This window comes from Streptomyces sp. ALI-76-A, from assembly GCF_030287445.1.
GTDB lineage: Bacteria > Actinomycetota > Actinomycetes > Streptomycetales > Streptomycetaceae > Streptomyces.
The window spans coordinates 6,479,331-6,493,551 of sequence record NZ_JASVWB010000002.1 but is presented as its reverse complement, the minus strand read 5'-3'; the positions used below and the strand labels follow the sequence as shown (position 1 = coordinate 6,493,551).

Annotated in this window: 12 protein-coding genes; 5 read left to right on the top strand and 7 right to left on the bottom strand. The window is 71.2% G+C overall.

Going from position 1 to position 14,221, the window contains the following annotated elements:
* Nucleotides 1-198: 198 nt before the first annotated feature.
* Entirely contained in the window at nt 199-750 is a 552-nt protein-coding gene (locus tag QQS16_RS29995; RefSeq protein ID WP_286065169.1) for a DUF6082 family protein, read from the top strand.
* A gap of 61 nt (nt 751-811) precedes the next feature.
* Here QQS16_RS29995 and QQS16_RS29990 read toward each other — a convergent pair whose 3' ends face one another.
* Together QQS16_RS29990 and QQS16_RS29985 are read right to left on the bottom strand one after the other, a co-directional pair.
* Nucleotides 812-1,759, bottom strand: coding sequence for a ferredoxin family protein (locus tag QQS16_RS29990; protein WP_286065168.1), 948 nt, complete (start codon nt 1,757-1,759; stop codon nt 812-814).
* Nucleotides 1,760-1,813: 54 nt separating this feature from the next.
* Nucleotides 1,814-3,070, bottom strand: coding sequence for a citrate synthase (locus tag QQS16_RS29985; RefSeq protein ID WP_286065167.1), 1,257 nt, complete (start codon nt 3,068-3,070; stop codon nt 1,814-1,816).
* Nucleotides 3,071-3,182: 112 nt separating this feature from the next.
* Here QQS16_RS29985 and QQS16_RS29980 point away from each other — a divergent pair, with 112 nt between their 5' ends.
* Complete coding sequence (locus tag QQS16_RS29980; protein ID WP_286065166.1) at nt 3,183-4,349, top strand: citrate synthase/methylcitrate synthase; 1,167 nt, start codon at nt 3,183-3,185, stop codon at nt 4,347-4,349.
* 167 nt (nt 4,350-4,516) lie between these two features.
* Here QQS16_RS29980 and QQS16_RS29975 read toward each other — a convergent pair whose 3' ends face one another.
* Nucleotides 4,517-4,753 (bottom strand): hypothetical protein, encoded by a 237-nt coding sequence (locus QQS16_RS29975; protein ID WP_286065165.1) that lies wholly within the window; start codon nt 4,751-4,753, stop codon nt 4,517-4,519.
* Nucleotides 4,754-5,149: 396 nt separating this feature from the next.
* On the opposite strand from QQS16_RS29975, the gene QQS16_RS29970 reads away from it, so the two are divergent.
* Both QQS16_RS29970 and QQS16_RS29965 read left to right on the top strand, forming a co-directional pair.
* Nucleotides 5,150-6,826, top strand: a complete 1,677-nt coding sequence (locus tag QQS16_RS29970) for an ATP-binding protein (protein WP_286065164.1) — start codon at nt 5,150-5,152, stop codon at nt 6,824-6,826.
* Nucleotides 6,823-7,503: a response regulator gene (locus tag QQS16_RS29965; RefSeq protein WP_286066503.1), complete on the top strand. Its 681-nt coding sequence runs from the start codon at nt 6,823-6,825 to the stop codon at nt 7,501-7,503. Before QQS16_RS29970 ends, QQS16_RS29965 begins: the two co-directional genes overlap by 4 nt.
* Before the next feature lie 208 nt (nt 7,504-7,711).
* On the opposite strand, the gene QQS16_RS29960 is transcribed toward QQS16_RS29965, so the two are convergent.
* The 3 genes from QQS16_RS29960 to QQS16_RS29950 form a co-directional block, all read right to left on the bottom strand.
* Entirely contained in the window at nt 7,712-9,304 is a 1,593-nt protein-coding gene (locus tag QQS16_RS29960; protein WP_286065163.1) for a monocarboxylic acid transporter, read from the bottom strand.
* A complete protein-coding gene (locus tag QQS16_RS29955) occupies nt 9,301-9,861 on the bottom strand; it encodes a DUF485 domain-containing protein (protein WP_286065162.1) in 561 nt (186 codons plus the stop codon). The genes QQS16_RS29960 and QQS16_RS29955 overlap by 4 nt, the downstream gene beginning before the upstream one ends.
* A gap of 460 nt (nt 9,862-10,321) precedes the next feature.
* Nucleotides 10,322-12,445 carry a DNA gyrase/topoisomerase IV subunit B gene (locus tag QQS16_RS29950; RefSeq protein WP_286065161.1) on the bottom strand — a complete coding sequence of 708 codons (2,124 nt, stop codon included), beginning with the start codon at nt 12,443-12,445 and terminating at the stop codon, nt 10,322-10,324.
* 442 nt (nt 12,446-12,887) lie between these two features.
* On the opposite strand from QQS16_RS29950, the gene QQS16_RS29945 reads away from it, so the two are divergent.
* Entirely contained in the window at nt 12,888-13,121 is a 234-nt protein-coding gene (locus QQS16_RS29945; RefSeq protein ID WP_286065160.1) for a DUF7455 domain-containing protein, read from the top strand.
* 103 nt (nt 13,122-13,224) lie between these two features.
* Here QQS16_RS29945 and QQS16_RS29940 read toward each other — a convergent pair whose 3' ends face one another.
* The gene (locus QQS16_RS29940; RefSeq protein WP_286065159.1) at nt 13,225-14,091 is read right to left on the bottom strand and encodes a serine protease; all 867 of its coding nucleotides are present in this window, start codon (nt 14,089-14,091) and stop codon (nt 13,225-13,227) included.
* Nucleotides 14,092-14,221 lie beyond the last annotated feature (130 nt).

Genomic DNA, 14,221 nt, shown 5'->3' with positions numbered 1-14,221 from the left:
TTTCGAGGGCAGACGTTGGGCAAGGCGCCGGTTCGTGCGACCCTCGCTTCCCTCCGTGCGCCTCCTCTCCGCCTCCCGCGCCGATCAGAGCCGCTCGGCACCCTGGGAGACGGCAAGCGCCGCCCACCGCTCGCCGGTCCCCTACCGTCGATCCGCACCCCGACGACCGGCGGACGGCCGCCTGATTCGGGGGTTGACATGGCCACACAGAAGTACCTCGCGGGGAGACTGGGCTCGGCAGCGCTCACTCTCCTGGCCGCCACGGCCACGATGGCGCTGGCAGCGCGTCAACGCCGGTCGGAGCAGGCGCGTCTGCACGAACGGCGCCTGGAGCTCGAGGAGCTGGCGATCCGGCGCAAGGCTCTGGCCCATCAGCAGCGCATGCAGTGGGAGTTGCTGGTCCGGGCGATCGACGATCCTTCCCTCGCCGCGGTGATCGACACCTACGACAAGAGCATCCCGGCGGAGAGGCGCCGTCAGTTCTTCTATGCCAACGCCTGGTACGTCCACCTCTACCACGTCCACCGGGCGGGCAGTCTGGACCGGGAGGAGCTGTACCGGCACCTTCGGGAGTTCTTCCAGAGCCCGGTGTTCCGTGAGTACTGGGAGGCCTCGCGGCACATGCGCGCCACCCTGAACGAGGCATCCCTGGAGGCTCAGCTGGGCCTCATGGTCGACGGTCTCGTCAGGGACCTCGACGAGGCCGACACGGACGAGTGGTGGGTCGTCGGCAACCCGCCGACCGACTGAACGGCCGAGAACGCCTGCGACGAACATGGTGGTCCTCACCGGGCGGGCGGCCGAGGGCTCCTCAGCCGGCGAGCGCCGTCGCCGTCCGCAGCTCGCGTACCGCCACCACGTCCATCCGCGCGGGCGAGCCGAGCACCGAGGCCCCGCAGCTCTCCGGGCGGGGCGGCTGTGACGCGCCCTGGGCCACGACCACGCGCCAGTGGCGGCCGTCGGTGTGCGCGACGGTCACCTCCCACCCCGGCGCGACGCTCTGTGTGCGGACCACGGCCAGCGTGCCCGCCGTGTACTCCCCCACCGCCCCGCGCACGGCCAGCTCCGCCGCCTGGCCGGGCCGTTCCCAGGCCGAGTTCCCCCGGCACCCCTCCACGACGATCCGGCCCGCCCGCACGCTGTGCAGGACCTCCTTGACGGCATGGGCCTCGGCCCTGCCGTAGGCGTAGCCGTACGGCAGCACGAGCAGCGTCGGCGAGAAGCGATGTCCACCCAGATGGGTGACCTCCCAGACGCCCTGGACACCGGAGGCGGCCAGCTCCGCCGCGAGCGGGCGGCCGAGGAGGGCGCAGCAGCGGTCGCGCTTGCCGTTCGTGCACACGAGCGCGAGTGGATCGCCGGTGTGGGGCCGTCCGTCGAGCGCCGCGTCGAAACCGCTGTGGTCGCCTCGGCCGAGCGCGGCGAAGTCGACGTCGAGGAGCCGGCGCGGATCGCGGATCGTGGCCGAGCGCAGCCACACGTTCCCGGGCACCGTGTGCGCGACGTACACCTGGCGCGCGGCGGTCGCGGTCCCACTGTCGGCGTGCCGCCCGGGACGGCGGATGAGCACGACACGTACGCCCGTGCCCTTCGCGGCCGCCTCCAGGGCATGGCCGAGCACGGGGTCCAGGTGGCTCGACGTGAGCGCCTTGGCACCCCAGGGACCGGGCTGTTCCAGCAGCAGCCAGGTCGTCGCCGTGGCCGCTGTGCCGGCAACGGGCTCGTCGGAGTCCCGCGAGACGGTTGTGCACGTACTCACAGAGGTGAGCCTAACCTGACTTGGCCCGGGAAGGCCTCCGGCCCGGCTTGTGTCCTACTCCGGTAGCGGCTGAGGCGGCCTCGGCCCCACGTAGTGGCCGCTGGGGCGCATGCGCAGCGGGCGCTCCCCGTACTCCTCCAGGGCGTGGGCGATCCAGCCCGCCGTACGGGCCACCGCGAAGATCGTCTCGCCTGCCGTGGCGGGCATGCCGCAGGAGGCGGTGAGTACGGCCAGGGCCAGGTCGACGTTGGCGTGCAGCGGAGCGTGCCGGGCCGTGGTGTCCACGATGTCGCGGGCCGCTGCGAGGGCGGGCGCCGCCTTGGGGATGTCCTCCAGGAGGGCGAACAGGGCCCGCGCGCGCGGGTCCTCACCGGGGTACAGCCGGTGGCCGAGTCCGGGGATCCGGCGGCCGGACCGCAGCTCGTCCGCGATCACGGGGGCCGCGTCGCCCTGGTCGAGGACGTCGAGCAGCAGTTTGTGGGCGAGTCCGCTGGCCGCGCCGTGCAGGGGGCCCTCGATCACGCCGAGACCGGCGGAGACGGCCGCGTAGGCGTGTGCGCGGGCCGACGCGGCCACGCGCACGGCGAGGGTGGAGGCCGCGAGGTCGTGGTCGATGAGCAGGGCGAGCGCCGTGTCAAGGACGCGCAGGCAGGCCTCGTCGGCGGGGCGTCCGCTGAGGCGGGTCCACAGCCGGTGGGCCAGCGGGCCGCCCTCACGGTGGTCGTGCCGGGTCGGGGGCAGGGCGGCGACCAGGGTGGGGATGAGGGCGCGTGCCGTACCGAGCACGGCTTCCTCGGACAGGTCGAAGCGCAGCGGGTCGGCGGCCGCGGCGGCGACCGCGGCGACCCGCAGCCGGTCGGTGGGCGCGCTGTGTTCGGGCAGCGCGTCGACGGCACGGCGGGCGGCGGTGACGACGGAGCCGGGTGCCGTGAAGGTGATGCCGGGACGCAACCGCCCGGTCCACAGCCACTCGGCGACCTCTTCGTAGGAGTGGCGTGCGGCCAGCTCGGTCGCGTCGACACCTCGGAAGTAGTAGCGGTCGCTGCCGATGAGTGTGATGCGGGTCCGTACGGACAGCTCCCCACCGGAGTTCGCGGTCCCGTCGCCCGCCCGGCGGTTGCGCCGGGCGAGGGCCTCCACCTCCTTGGCGTCGAAGGTGCTGCCCCGGCCGCCGGGCGCGCGTCGGCTGCCGAGCTGGCCGCGGCTGACGTAGGCGTACACGGTCTCGGGCTTCACGCCCAGCAGCTCGGCGGCTTCCTTGGTGGTCAGCCGGGGCCCGGCGGGACCGGGGAGGGGTTCGTGATCACGCATGGGACGTCACCGTATCCGCAGCTCAGCCTATTGATCCGCATACATTGACTTAATCAATATTGACACGAATTCAATCAATCATGGACAGTCGAATCAAGTTCAGGGAGGAATCATGTCCGTCAACAGGTCATCAGGCGCGCTCGTCGACGTACCGAGAGGGCTCGCGGGAGTCGTCGTCACCGACACCGAGATCGGTGACGTCCGGGGAACCGAGGGCTTCTACCACTACCGCCAGTACTCGGCCGTCGAACTCGCACGGACCCGCGGTTTCGAGGACGTCTGGCACCTCCTGGTCCACGGCGACCTGCCCGGCGCCGAGCGCTCGGCCGCCTTCGCCGCCGAGACCGCCGCGCTGCGCCGGCTGCCCGCCGGGGTGTGGGCCGCGCTGCCCGCCGTGGCCGCGGCGAGTGCCGGCTCCGGACCGCTCGCCGGCATGCGTACGGCACTGTCGCTGCTGGGTGCCGCCAAGGGCTTCCGGCCGGTGTACGACCTCGCCCCGGACCGGCGCCGGCAGGACACCCTCGTCGCGGCCGCGGCCGTACCGACGATGCTGGCGGCACTGCACCGACTGGGTCAGGGACTCGATCCCGTGGAGCCGCGCGAGGATCTCACGTACGCGGCCAACTACCTGTACATGCTGACGGGTGCGGAGCCGGAACCGCGACGGGCCCGGGCGATCGAGCAGTACTTGATCTCAACCATTGATCACGGATTCAATGCGTCAACCTTCACCGCGCGGGTCATCGCGTCGACCGGCGCCGACGTGGCGGCCTGCCTCGTGGGAGCCGTGGGAGCGCTGTCCGGCCCGCTGCACGGGGGCGCGCCCAGCCGGGCGTTGGACACCCTGGACGCGATCGGCACACCCGACCGCATCGACTCCTGGATCCGAGAACGGGTTCTCGCCGGCGAGCGCGTCATGGGCTTCGGGCACGCGATCTACCGCACGGAGGACCCCCGCTCCCGCATGCTCCGCGAGATCGCCCGGCGGTTCGGTGGTCCGCGGGTCGACTTCGCCGTGGAGGTCGAGCGCCGGGTCGAGCGGATCCTGGCCGAACTGAAGCCGGGCAGGGAACTGCACACCAATGTCGAGTTCTACGCCGGAGTGGTCATGGAGCTGTGCGGGCTGCCGCGCCAGATGTTCACCCCCACCTTCGCGGCGGGCCGCGTGGTGGGCTGGAGCGCCAACATCCTGGAGCAGTCGGCGGACCCGAAGATCATCAGGCCGGTGGCGCGGTATGTGGGGCCGGAGGCACCGGTGGCAGTTCCGCAGGCCGCCTGACATGCGTGTGGCCTGGTGCCGTTCTGGCGCCAGGCCTCATCGAGTGAGGGTCGAGCAGGGACGGGGTGACGGACTGCTCGCGGGGTGGGGACCCGGTGCGCTCAGCGGTTCTGTGCGGCCGGGGAGGCTTCACGCACGAGTCCGGAGGTGGACGCGTGCCCGCTGGATCAGGCGTCGGGAATGTCCGCCTTGGCGCGAATCAGGGTCTCCCGGCTGACGATGACGATGCGCTCGTAGTCGGCGCGGGCGGCATCGGCGGGGAGTTCGCGCTCCAGTGCCTCGGTGGCCTCGGTGCCGATGACCGCGAAATTGCCGTCACTCAGCTCGAACACGTCCGGGCAGGTAGATCCGGAGTTACTGCCTCGGGCGCTGGGAGGCACACCGATGCGGCGCACGATCTTCAAAGGTACCGGTCCTTAGGAAGCGATAGGTCTGGGCACAGTGGTGGGGGATCACGCTATAGGTGAGGCAGAGGCCGTTGTGGCGGGATGGCCAAAAACTCACTCAGTCGTGTTCGTGCCACCTCCGCGTTGACCGGCGACACGGTTGACCGGCGACACGGCGCGATCTCGCCCTTACCAGGACACCCGTCGTCATGACGGGCCCTAACCAGGACACTCGTCGTCATGACGGGCGGGCACGGGCGCTTCGACTCGAGTCATGACGGCCCGTCCCCATCACGACGAACCGTCCAGACGTCCCCCATCACGACAGACCGTCCAGACGTCCCCCATGTTGATCGCGTCATGCATGCCACACACCCTGCGGCAGCGCCGGCGCCCCCACGTACCGTCATGGGTATGAGCTCCACCGCCCCCTCCCGTCGCCTGCGCCTCGGACTGCCGCGGCGCATGTTCTCGCAGGTGCTGCTGATGCAGCTGGCGATCGCCGCGGGAGTCGCGGTGCTGGCGACCGGGCTGTTCCTCGCACCGCTCAGCGACCAGCTGGACGACCAGGCGATGCGCCGCGCGCTCGCGATCGCGCAGACCACCGCCGCCCAGCCGCGGATCGCGGAGGAGGTGACGGACACGCCGCCGACGGCCGACGGGCCGGTCCAGCGGGAGGCGGAGCGGGTCCGGCGGGCCACCGGGGCCGAGTACGTCGTGGTGATGGACTGGCGGGGCGTGCGCTGGTCGCACCCCAACCCGGACCAGGTCGGCAGGACCGTCTCCACCGACCCCGGCCCGGCGCTGGCCGGCAGGGAGGTCATGGAGATCGACAGCGGCACGCTGGGCCGCTCCGCCCGCGGCAAGGTGCCGCTGCGGGACAGCGAGGGGCAGATCGTCGGCGCGGTCTCGGTCGGCATCGCGTACGACAGCGTGCGGGCGCGGCTGATCCACGCGATCCCCGGTCTGTTCGCGTACGCCGGGGGCGCGCTGGCCGTCGGCGCGCTGGCCGCCTGGCTCATCTCCCGCCGGGTCCAGCGGCAGACCCGGGACCTGGCCTTCTCGGACATCTCGGGGCTGCTCGCGGAGCGCGAGGCGATGCTGCACGGCATCCGGGAGGGCGTCGTCGCCCTGGACCGCACGGGCCGCGTCCGTCTGCTCAACGACGAGGCTCAGCGGCTGCTGGGTGTCGGTGCCGAGGCTGTCGGCCGCTCCCCCGACGAGGCGCTCGGTCAGGGCCGTACGGCCGACGTCCTGGCGGGCCGGGTGACGGGCACCGATCTGCTCACCGTGCGCGGCCGGCGCGTACTGGTCGCCAACCGCATGCCCACCGACGACGGCGGTGCCGTCGCCACCCTGCGCGACCGTACGGAGCTGGAGCAGCTGAGCCGGGAACTCGACTCCACGCGCGGTCTCATCGACGCCCTGCGCGCACAGGACCACGAGCACGCCAACCGTATGCACACGCTCCTCGGGCTGATCGAACTGGAGATGTACGAGGACGCGGTGGAGTTCGTCGGCGAGGTCGTCGGCGACGACCGCGCGACGGCCGAACAGGTCACCGAGAAGATCCGGGACCCCCTGCTCGCCGCCCTCCTGGTCGGCAAGGCGACCGTCGCGGCCGAGCGGGGGGTGGCCCTGGGGGTCTCCGACCCGACCCGGCTGCCGGACCGCCTGGTCGACCCCGGTGGGCTCGTCACGATCCTCGGCAACCTGGTCGACAACGCGCTGGACGCCGTCGCGGGCACCCCGCACGCGCGCGTGGAGGTCGAACTGCGCGCGGAGGGCCGCACCGCCGTCCTGAGGGTGCGCGACACCGGGCCGGGAATCCCGTTGGAACTCCGCGAGTTGATCTTCACCGAGGGATGGTCCACGAAGAAGCCGCCCGCGCATCGCGAGCGTGGCATCGGCCTCCCCCTGGTCCGTAGGCTCGCCGAACGGCAGGGTGGCAGCGCGACCGTCGGCGAGGCGCGTGGCGGCGGCGCGGAGTTCACCGTCGTCCTGCCCGACGCCCTGACCGGGCCGGAGCCGGAAGCCGCCCTGCCCCCACCGCACGCCCCACAGCCCGCCACCGAGGAGAAGTCGTGTTGATCGAGGTCCTGGTCGTCGACGACGACACCCGTGTGGCACGCGTCAACGCCGCCTACGTGGAGAAGGTGCCGGGCTTCCACGTGGCCGGCGAGGCACACAGCGCGGCGGAGGCCCTGCGCCGGCTGGAGACGCTGCCGCATGTGGACCTCGTCCTCATGGACCACTACCTGCCCGACGAGACGGGGCTCACGGTCGTCCAGGAGATGCGCCGGCGCGGCCACCAGGCCGACGTGATCATGGTGACGGCCGCGCGGGACATCTCGACCGTGCAGGCGGCGATGCGGCAGGGCGCGCTCCAGTACCTAATCAAGCCCTTCGCCTTCGCGGGCCTGCGCGCCAAGCTGGAGGCGTACGCGGAGCTGCGGCGCACCCTGGACGAGGGCGGGGAGGCGGAACAGGCGGAGGTGGACCGCATCTTCGGTGCCCTGTCCACGCCGTCGGAGCCGGACCTGCCCAAAGGCCACTCCCCCACCACCGCGGAACTCGTCCGCCAGTCCCTGATGAACGCCGACGGTCCCCTGTCGGCCCAGGAGATCGCCGACCGGACGGGCGTGAGCCGCCAGACCGCCCAGCGCTATCTGAAGTTCCTGGAGCGCACGGGACGGGCCAGGCTGACGCTCAAGTACGGCGACGCGGGCCGCCCGGAACACCGTTACGTGTGGGCGACCCGCACCTGAGGGCACGGCCCGTGGGGGCGGGGAAGGAACGTGCCCGCTCTCCGTACGGCTGTGCGGTCCGGGTGTATCAGCCCACGGCCCGATGCCGTACGACGGTACTCAGCGCGGACCAGCGACGGTGCTCGGGACGGCCGCTCCACGACGGTGCTCGGGACGGCTGCTCCACGGCGCCCAGGCCGGAGACCGGATGACGGTGAGGCGCCGCCCCCTACACAGCCCCCGCTCCCGTCAGCGACCGCACCTCGGTCTCCGCGTGCTTGGCCTCGTCGGGCAGTTCCGTCGAGAGCAGCGTGCCGAGCCAGCCCGCGAGGAAGCCCAGCGGAATCGAGACGAGCCCCGGGTTCTGCAGGGGGAAGTACTGGAAGTCGACGCCGGGGAACAGCGACTCGGGACTGCCGGACACCACCGGTGACAGCACCACGAGGACCACGGCCGGGATCAACCCGCCGTAGACGGACCAGACCGCGCCCCGCGTGGTGAAGCCGCGCCAGAACAGCGAGTAGAGCAGCACCGGCAGGTTGGCGGACGCGGCGACCGCGAACGCGAGCCCCACCAGGAAGGCCACGTTGAGGTCCCGCGCCAGCAGACCGAGAGCGATGGCGACCGCTCCGATGGCGACCGCCGCGACACGCGCCACGGCCACCTCGCTGCGCGGCTCGGCCCGCCGACGACGCAGTGAGGCGTACAGGTCATGGGCCACCGATGCCGAGGAGGCGAGCGTGATCCCGGCGACCACGGCCAGGATGGTGGCGAAGGCGATGGCGGCGACGATCGCGAAGAGAACCGTCCCCCCTGTGGAGTCCGCGCCGCCGCCCAGGTCGAGTGCGAGCAGCGGGACCGCCGTGTTCCCGGCCGCGTTCGATCCACGGACGGCGTCCGGCCCGACGATCGCGGCGGCGCCGAAGCCGAGGACGATCGTCATCAGGTAGAAGCCGCCGATGAGCCCGATCGACCAGACGACCGAACGGCGTGCGGCCCGCGCGGTCGGCACGGTGTAGAAGCGGGACAGGATGTGCGGCAGCCCGGCCGTGCCCAGCACCAGCGCGAGTCCCAGGCTGATGAAGTCGAACCGGGCCGTCCAGTCCCCGCCGTACCGCAGGCCGGGCGCGAGGAACTCCGCGCCGTGCCCGCTGCGTTCCGCCGCTGTGAGCAGCAACAGGTGGAAGTCGCCGTGGAACCGCACCAGGACGAGCACGGTCAGTGCGATGGTGCCGCCCAGCAGCAGGACGGCCTTGACGATCTGGATCCAGGTGGTGGCCCGCATCCCTCCCATCGACACGTAGATCACCATGAGCGCGCCGACCCCGATGACCGTCCACGCCTGCGCCGCCCCGCCGGTACGCCCGAGCAGCAGCGCGACCAGACTGCCCGCGCCCACCATCTGCGCCACCAGATACAGAACGGACACGGTGACCGAGGAAGTTCCCGCCGCGATCCGCACCGGCCGCTCGCGCATCCGGGCCGCGACCACGTCGGCGAGCGTGAACCGCCCGCAGTTGCGTACCAGTTCGGCGACGAGGAACAGCACCACGAGCCAGGCCACGAGGAAGCCCACCGAGTACAGCAGCCCGTCGTAGCCGAACAGCGCGATGAGCCCGGAGATCCCCAGGAAGGAGGCCGCCGACATGTAGTCGCCCGCGATGGCAAAACCATTCTCCATCGGAGAGAAGAGCCGTCCGCCGGCGTAGAACTCCTCCGCCGAACCGTGCCGGTGCCGACTCACCCAGGTCGTGATCGCGAGGGTGACGGCGACGAAGACGCTGAACAGCAGCAACGCCAGCGTCTGGTGGTCGCCCGTCATGACGCACCGCCCCCGGCGCCCCGCGTCAGTTCCTGGGTGTCCCACCGCAGTTCGAGGGCGGGCCGGTCCCGGCGCAGCCTCGCGTGCCGGGTGTAGGCCCAGGTCAGGAGGAAGGTCGTGAGGAACTGTCCGAGGCCGGCCAGCATCGCCACGTTCACCGCGCCGGTCACGGGCCGCGCCATGAACCCGGGCGCGGTGGTGGCGGTCACGACGTAGGCCAGGTACCAGAGCAGGAACCCGGCGACCGTCGGCACCACGAACCCGCGATACCGGCTGCGCACCTCCTGGAAGGCCTCGCTCCGCTGCACTTCCAGGTACACGTCGGCCGCGGCGACGGCGGGCGCCTCGTCCTCCCGGCGCGCCGACGACGGTGCGGGCACGGACACCCCGCCGTCCGCCGACTCGCCCCAGCCGGAGGCGAGTGCGTCGTACCAGGGGTCGTCGTACCGCACGCTCCCGGCCGCCTCCGTGGCCGCCGGATCATGACCGTCGTGGCTGTCGACCGAGCTCTCGGCCCCACCGCCGCTTCCGCGGGGGTGCCCGTTGCTTGACTGCATGCCCAAGGATGGACAGAACGGGAAGGTCCCCGACTCTTCTCCCGGCGCTCTTCACCCCATCAGGTGACTCAGCCCGTCCGCGGCCGCACCAGGCCCTTCGCGCATGCGTGACACGACGCCCGCGCTCGCTCCTGGGCCCCGTCCAGCGACCTGCCACTTCCGGCAGCACCGCTTCACCGAGGAGGAAGCCGCCGGCCTGCCTCAGTCCGCAGCCGAGGGCACGGTCCAGGTCGAAGGCCGCCGAGCCACGCACGGCCCCCCGCCCGCTCGGGCCGGCAGGCGGACCGACCGGCCGCGCGCACGCTCCCGCGCCCTGTCCGCGCCGACCGGCCCGGCGATCCCGCCCACTCCTACGGGGCCCGCCCGGGCGCGGCCTGGCCCGCCTCCTGTGAGCGCGGCCCGGCCGAGCCTCCTTCCCAGTCGGCCCGCCCCAGCGACCGGGGAGAGCCGAAGGCGCTGGCTACGCGTCGATGCGCGACCGGTCCAGCGTCGCAGCCGAACCGGAGATGAACTCCTTGCGGGGTGCCACGTCGTTGCCCATGAGGAGGTCGAACACCTGCTCGGCGGCCTCCAGGTCGGCGAGGTTGATCCGGCGCAGGGTGCGGTGCCGCGGATCCATGGTCGTCTCGGCCAGCTGGTCGGCGTCCATCTCACCGAGGCCCTTGTACCGCTGGATGGAGTCCTTGTACCGGACCCCCTTGCTCTGGAAGTCCAGGATCTTGTCGCGCAGCTCGCGGTCCGAGTACGTGTACACGTACTTGTCCTGGCCCTTCTTCGGCTGGACCAGTTCGATGCGGTGCAGCGGCGGCACCGCGGCGAACACCCGGCCCGCCTCGACCATGGGCCGCATGTAGCGCTGGAACAGCGTCAGGAGCAGGCACCGGATGTGCGAGCCGTCGACGTCGGCGTCGGTCATCATGATGATCTTGCCGTAGCGCGCCGCGTCGATGTCGAAGGTGCGGCCGGAGCCGGCCCCTATGACCTGGATGATCGCCCCGCACTCGACGTTCTTCAGCATGTCCGTGACAGACGACTTCTGGACGTTGAGGATCTTGCCCCGGATCGGCAGCAGCGCCTGGAACTCCGAGTTCCGCGCGAGCTTCGCCGTACCGAGCGCGGAGTCCCCCTCGACGATGAACAGCTCACTGCGGTCCACGTCGTCGCTGCGGCAGTCGGCGAGCTTGGCGGGCAGCGACGAGGACTCCAGGGCGGTCTTGCGGCGCTGTGCGTCCTTGTGCTGACGGGCGGCGATGCGCGTCCGGGCGGCGGAGACCGCCTTCTCCATGACCACGCGCGCCTGCGCGGCGGCATCCCGCTTCGTGGACGTCAGGAACGCCTTGAGCTCCCTGGCGATCACTGTGCTCACGATCCTGCGGGCCGCGGACGTACCGAGGACCTCCTTGGTCTGCCCCTCGAACTGCGGCTCGGCGAGGCGGACGGTGACGACCGCGGTGAGGCCCTCCAGGGCGTCGTCCTTGACGATGTCGTCCTCGGCGACACGCAGCAGCTTCTTGGCGCGCAGCACCTCGTTCATGGTCTTGGCGACGGCCTGCTCGAAGCCGGCGACATGGGTGCCGCCCTTGGGCGTGGCGATGATGTTGACGAACGACTTGAGTGTCGTGTCGTAGCCGGTGCCCCAGCGCATCGCGACGTCCACCCCGAGCTCACGGGTGACCTCGGTGGGCGTCATCTGGCCGTGGTCGTCGAGGACCGGGACGGTCTCCTTGAAACTGCCCTGACCGGAGAAACGGAGGACGTCGCAGACGGGCTTGTCGCTGGCCAGGTACTCGCAGAACTCACTGATGCCGCCGTCGAAACGGAACGACTCCTCGCCCTTGCTGCCGCCCTCGCCGAGACCGTACTCGTCGCGGACGACGATGGTCAGGCCCGGGACCAGGAACGCGGTCTGGCGGGCGCGCTGGTGCAGGTCGACCAGGGAGAGCTTGGCGTCCTTGAGGAAGATCTGGCGGTCGGCCCAGTAGCGCACCCGTGTGCCGTTGCGGGTCCTGGGGATCTTCTTGGTCTTGCGCAGGCCACTCTTGGCATCGAACTTGGCGTCGGCGCCGATCCCCGCGAAGGCTCCGGGAGCGCCGCGCCGGAAGCTGATGGCGTGGGTGTGACCGCTGCGGTCCACCTCCACGTCCAGCCGGGCGGAGAGCGCGTTGACCACGGAGGCGCCCACGCCGTGCAGACCACCGGAGGCCGCGTACGAGCCGCCGCCGAACTTGCCGCCGGCGTGCAGCTTGGTCATGACGACCTCGACACCGGAGAGGCCGGTCTTGGGCTCGACGTCGACGGGGATGCCGCGGCCGTTGTCCCGGACCTCCACGGAGGCGTCGTCGTGCAGAATCACCTCGATGTGGTCGCAGTAACCGCCCAGGGCCTCGTCGACGGAGTTGTCGATGATCTCCCACAGGCAGTGCATCAGGCCACGGCTGTCCGTGGACCCGATGTACATGCCCGGGCGCTTGCGCACGGCTTCGAGCCCTTCAAGGACGAGCAGGTGCCGCGCGGTGTAGTTGGAACCGTCCCGGTCTGCTCCTGCCAGCAGCGCTGTGGACGGCACGGACGTCTCGGCGGTCACGCGGTTCGCTCCTCGCTGAATTTCAAGTGGGGCCCTTCTGGGTAAGGGCGCGGCTTCGGTCGCCGCTCAGAGGGTACCGAGGCCTGGTAGAGCCGATGTAACGCCACCCTCGTCCGAACTCACACTAGTCCAGCGTCGCATGCATGTTCGATCCCTCGATGGAGTGAAGTACATATCACGTTCCCTTCGGGGCATGAACCATTTAGGCTCCGGGCACGTCCTCATGAACAACCGGCAAGCCAGCCGGAAGGACAGACCCCCCGACCGACAGCGCGAACCCGTAAGACACATAGACACGCAATACGGCACATTCGCCGCCAACCGGCAGCAGACAGCCGCCCGGAGAGATTTTTTTCCAGAAAAGGCCACGAGCGGGAACGTTTTCGGGCTGGTTGGATGTTGACCCTGGTACGACAGCTCGTCGAGCTAGAGAAGAGGCGACGTGACTACTGTTCTGACCCCCGCGAGCCCGCTGACGGCCGCCGATCGCTGCGACCGCTGCGGCGCCCAGGCATACCTGCGCGTCGTGCTGCTCAGCGGCGGAGAACTGCTCTTCTGCGCCCACCACGGCCGCAAGTTCGAGCCGGAACTCAAGAAGATCGCCGCTGAGATACAGGACGAGACGGAGCGACTGACGGCCGCTCCCGCGAACAACGCCTCCGAAGAAGAGCGCTGACACTCGCGTTCCACGACGAGCCAGCCCCGGCACAGGCCGGTTTACGGGCGGGTGCCCCTGCTCCCACAGGGGCACCCGCCCGTACTCGTACCCAAGGAGGCCGTCAGCCCTCGCCGGCGGCCGTCTCACGGCTCCCGACCACACGCCCCCAGCCCAGCGTCCGCAGCACGTCCGACACACGCGTGTAGACGCCGGGGCTGCCCGCACGACCACAGCCGCTCCCCCAGGACACGAGCCCGATGAGCTTCCCCTGGGCGACCAGCGGCCCTCCGCTGTCCCCCTGACAGGCATCGCGGCCACCCTCCACCTCGCCCGCGCACAGCATGGTGTCGGCGAGATAGGTCCCGTCGGTACTGCCCGGATACGCCTGCTCACACAGCGCGTCGGCCAGCACCCGCACCGGTGCGGCCCGCAGACTGCGCGCGTAGTCACCGCCGCCCGTGACGTCGCCCCAGCCGTACACCACAGCCCCTGTCCCCGGCGCGTACGCCGGATCACCGGCTGCCGCCATGGCGACAGCCGAGCCCTGCGGCAAGGGCTCGGCCAGGGTGAGCACGGCGAAGTCCCCCGAGTTGCTCACGCCGTCGTACCCCGGGTTCACCCACGTGTCGCGCACGGAGAGCTCCTGCCCCTGCGCGGAGAGAAGGTCCGTACGCCCCGCGACGACCTTGAGGTCCGACACGCTGTCCGGTGGACCGCCCAGCACGCCTTCGTCCAGGCAGTGGGCCGCGGTGAGCACGGTCGAGCGGCCGACGGCCACACCGCCGCAGAACTGACCCGCACGCGTACCACCGAACCGGTCACGACTGGCCAGGGCCACCGCCCACGGACTCTCGGAGACATCGACCGGGAAACCCCCGACGACGATGCTGTCGGCGGCCACGGGGGCGGCGGACGCCAGTGGTATGGCCGCTGCGACGGCCGCCAGGACCAGTGGCCGGGCCAGCGCCCCGGCAATGCGACTTCGCATGCATGCTCCTCACTCCGGGATGTCGATCGGACACCCAGGGTCATGCAGAGAAGCGTGGTCCGCACCGCGACGGCCGGTCGTTCGGACGTCACGAAGGCCCGGCCCCCACTCGGGGAACCGGGCCTTCGAC

What these genes read in the sequence shown, in the direction of transcription:
- QQS16_RS29985 (WP_286065167.1), bottom strand. Translation starts at nt 3,070, where the DNA reads ATGCGTGATCACGAACCCCTCCCCGGTCCCGCCGGGCCCCGGCTGACC.
- QQS16_RS29970 (WP_286065164.1), top strand. Translation starts at nt 5,150, where the DNA reads ATGAGCTCCACCGCCCCCTCCCGTCGCCTGCGCCTCGGACTGCCGCGG.
- QQS16_RS29995 (WP_286065169.1), top strand. Translation starts at nt 199, where the DNA reads ATGGCCACACAGAAGTACCTCGCGGGGAGACTGGGCTCGGCAGCGCTC.
- QQS16_RS29955 (WP_286065162.1), bottom strand. Translation starts at nt 9,861, where the DNA reads ATGCAGTCAAGCAACGGGCACCCCCGCGGAAGCGGCGGTGGGGCCGAG.
- QQS16_RS29940 (WP_286065159.1), bottom strand. Translation starts at nt 14,091, where the DNA reads ATGCGAAGTCGCATTGCCGGGGCGCTGGCCCGGCCACTGGTCCTGGCG.
- QQS16_RS29980 (WP_286065166.1), top strand. Translation starts at nt 3,183, where the DNA reads ATGTCCGTCAACAGGTCATCAGGCGCGCTCGTCGACGTACCGAGAGGG.
- QQS16_RS29960 (WP_286065163.1), bottom strand. Translation starts at nt 9,304, where the DNA reads ATGACGGGCGACCACCAGACGCTGGCGTTGCTGCTGTTCAGCGTCTTC.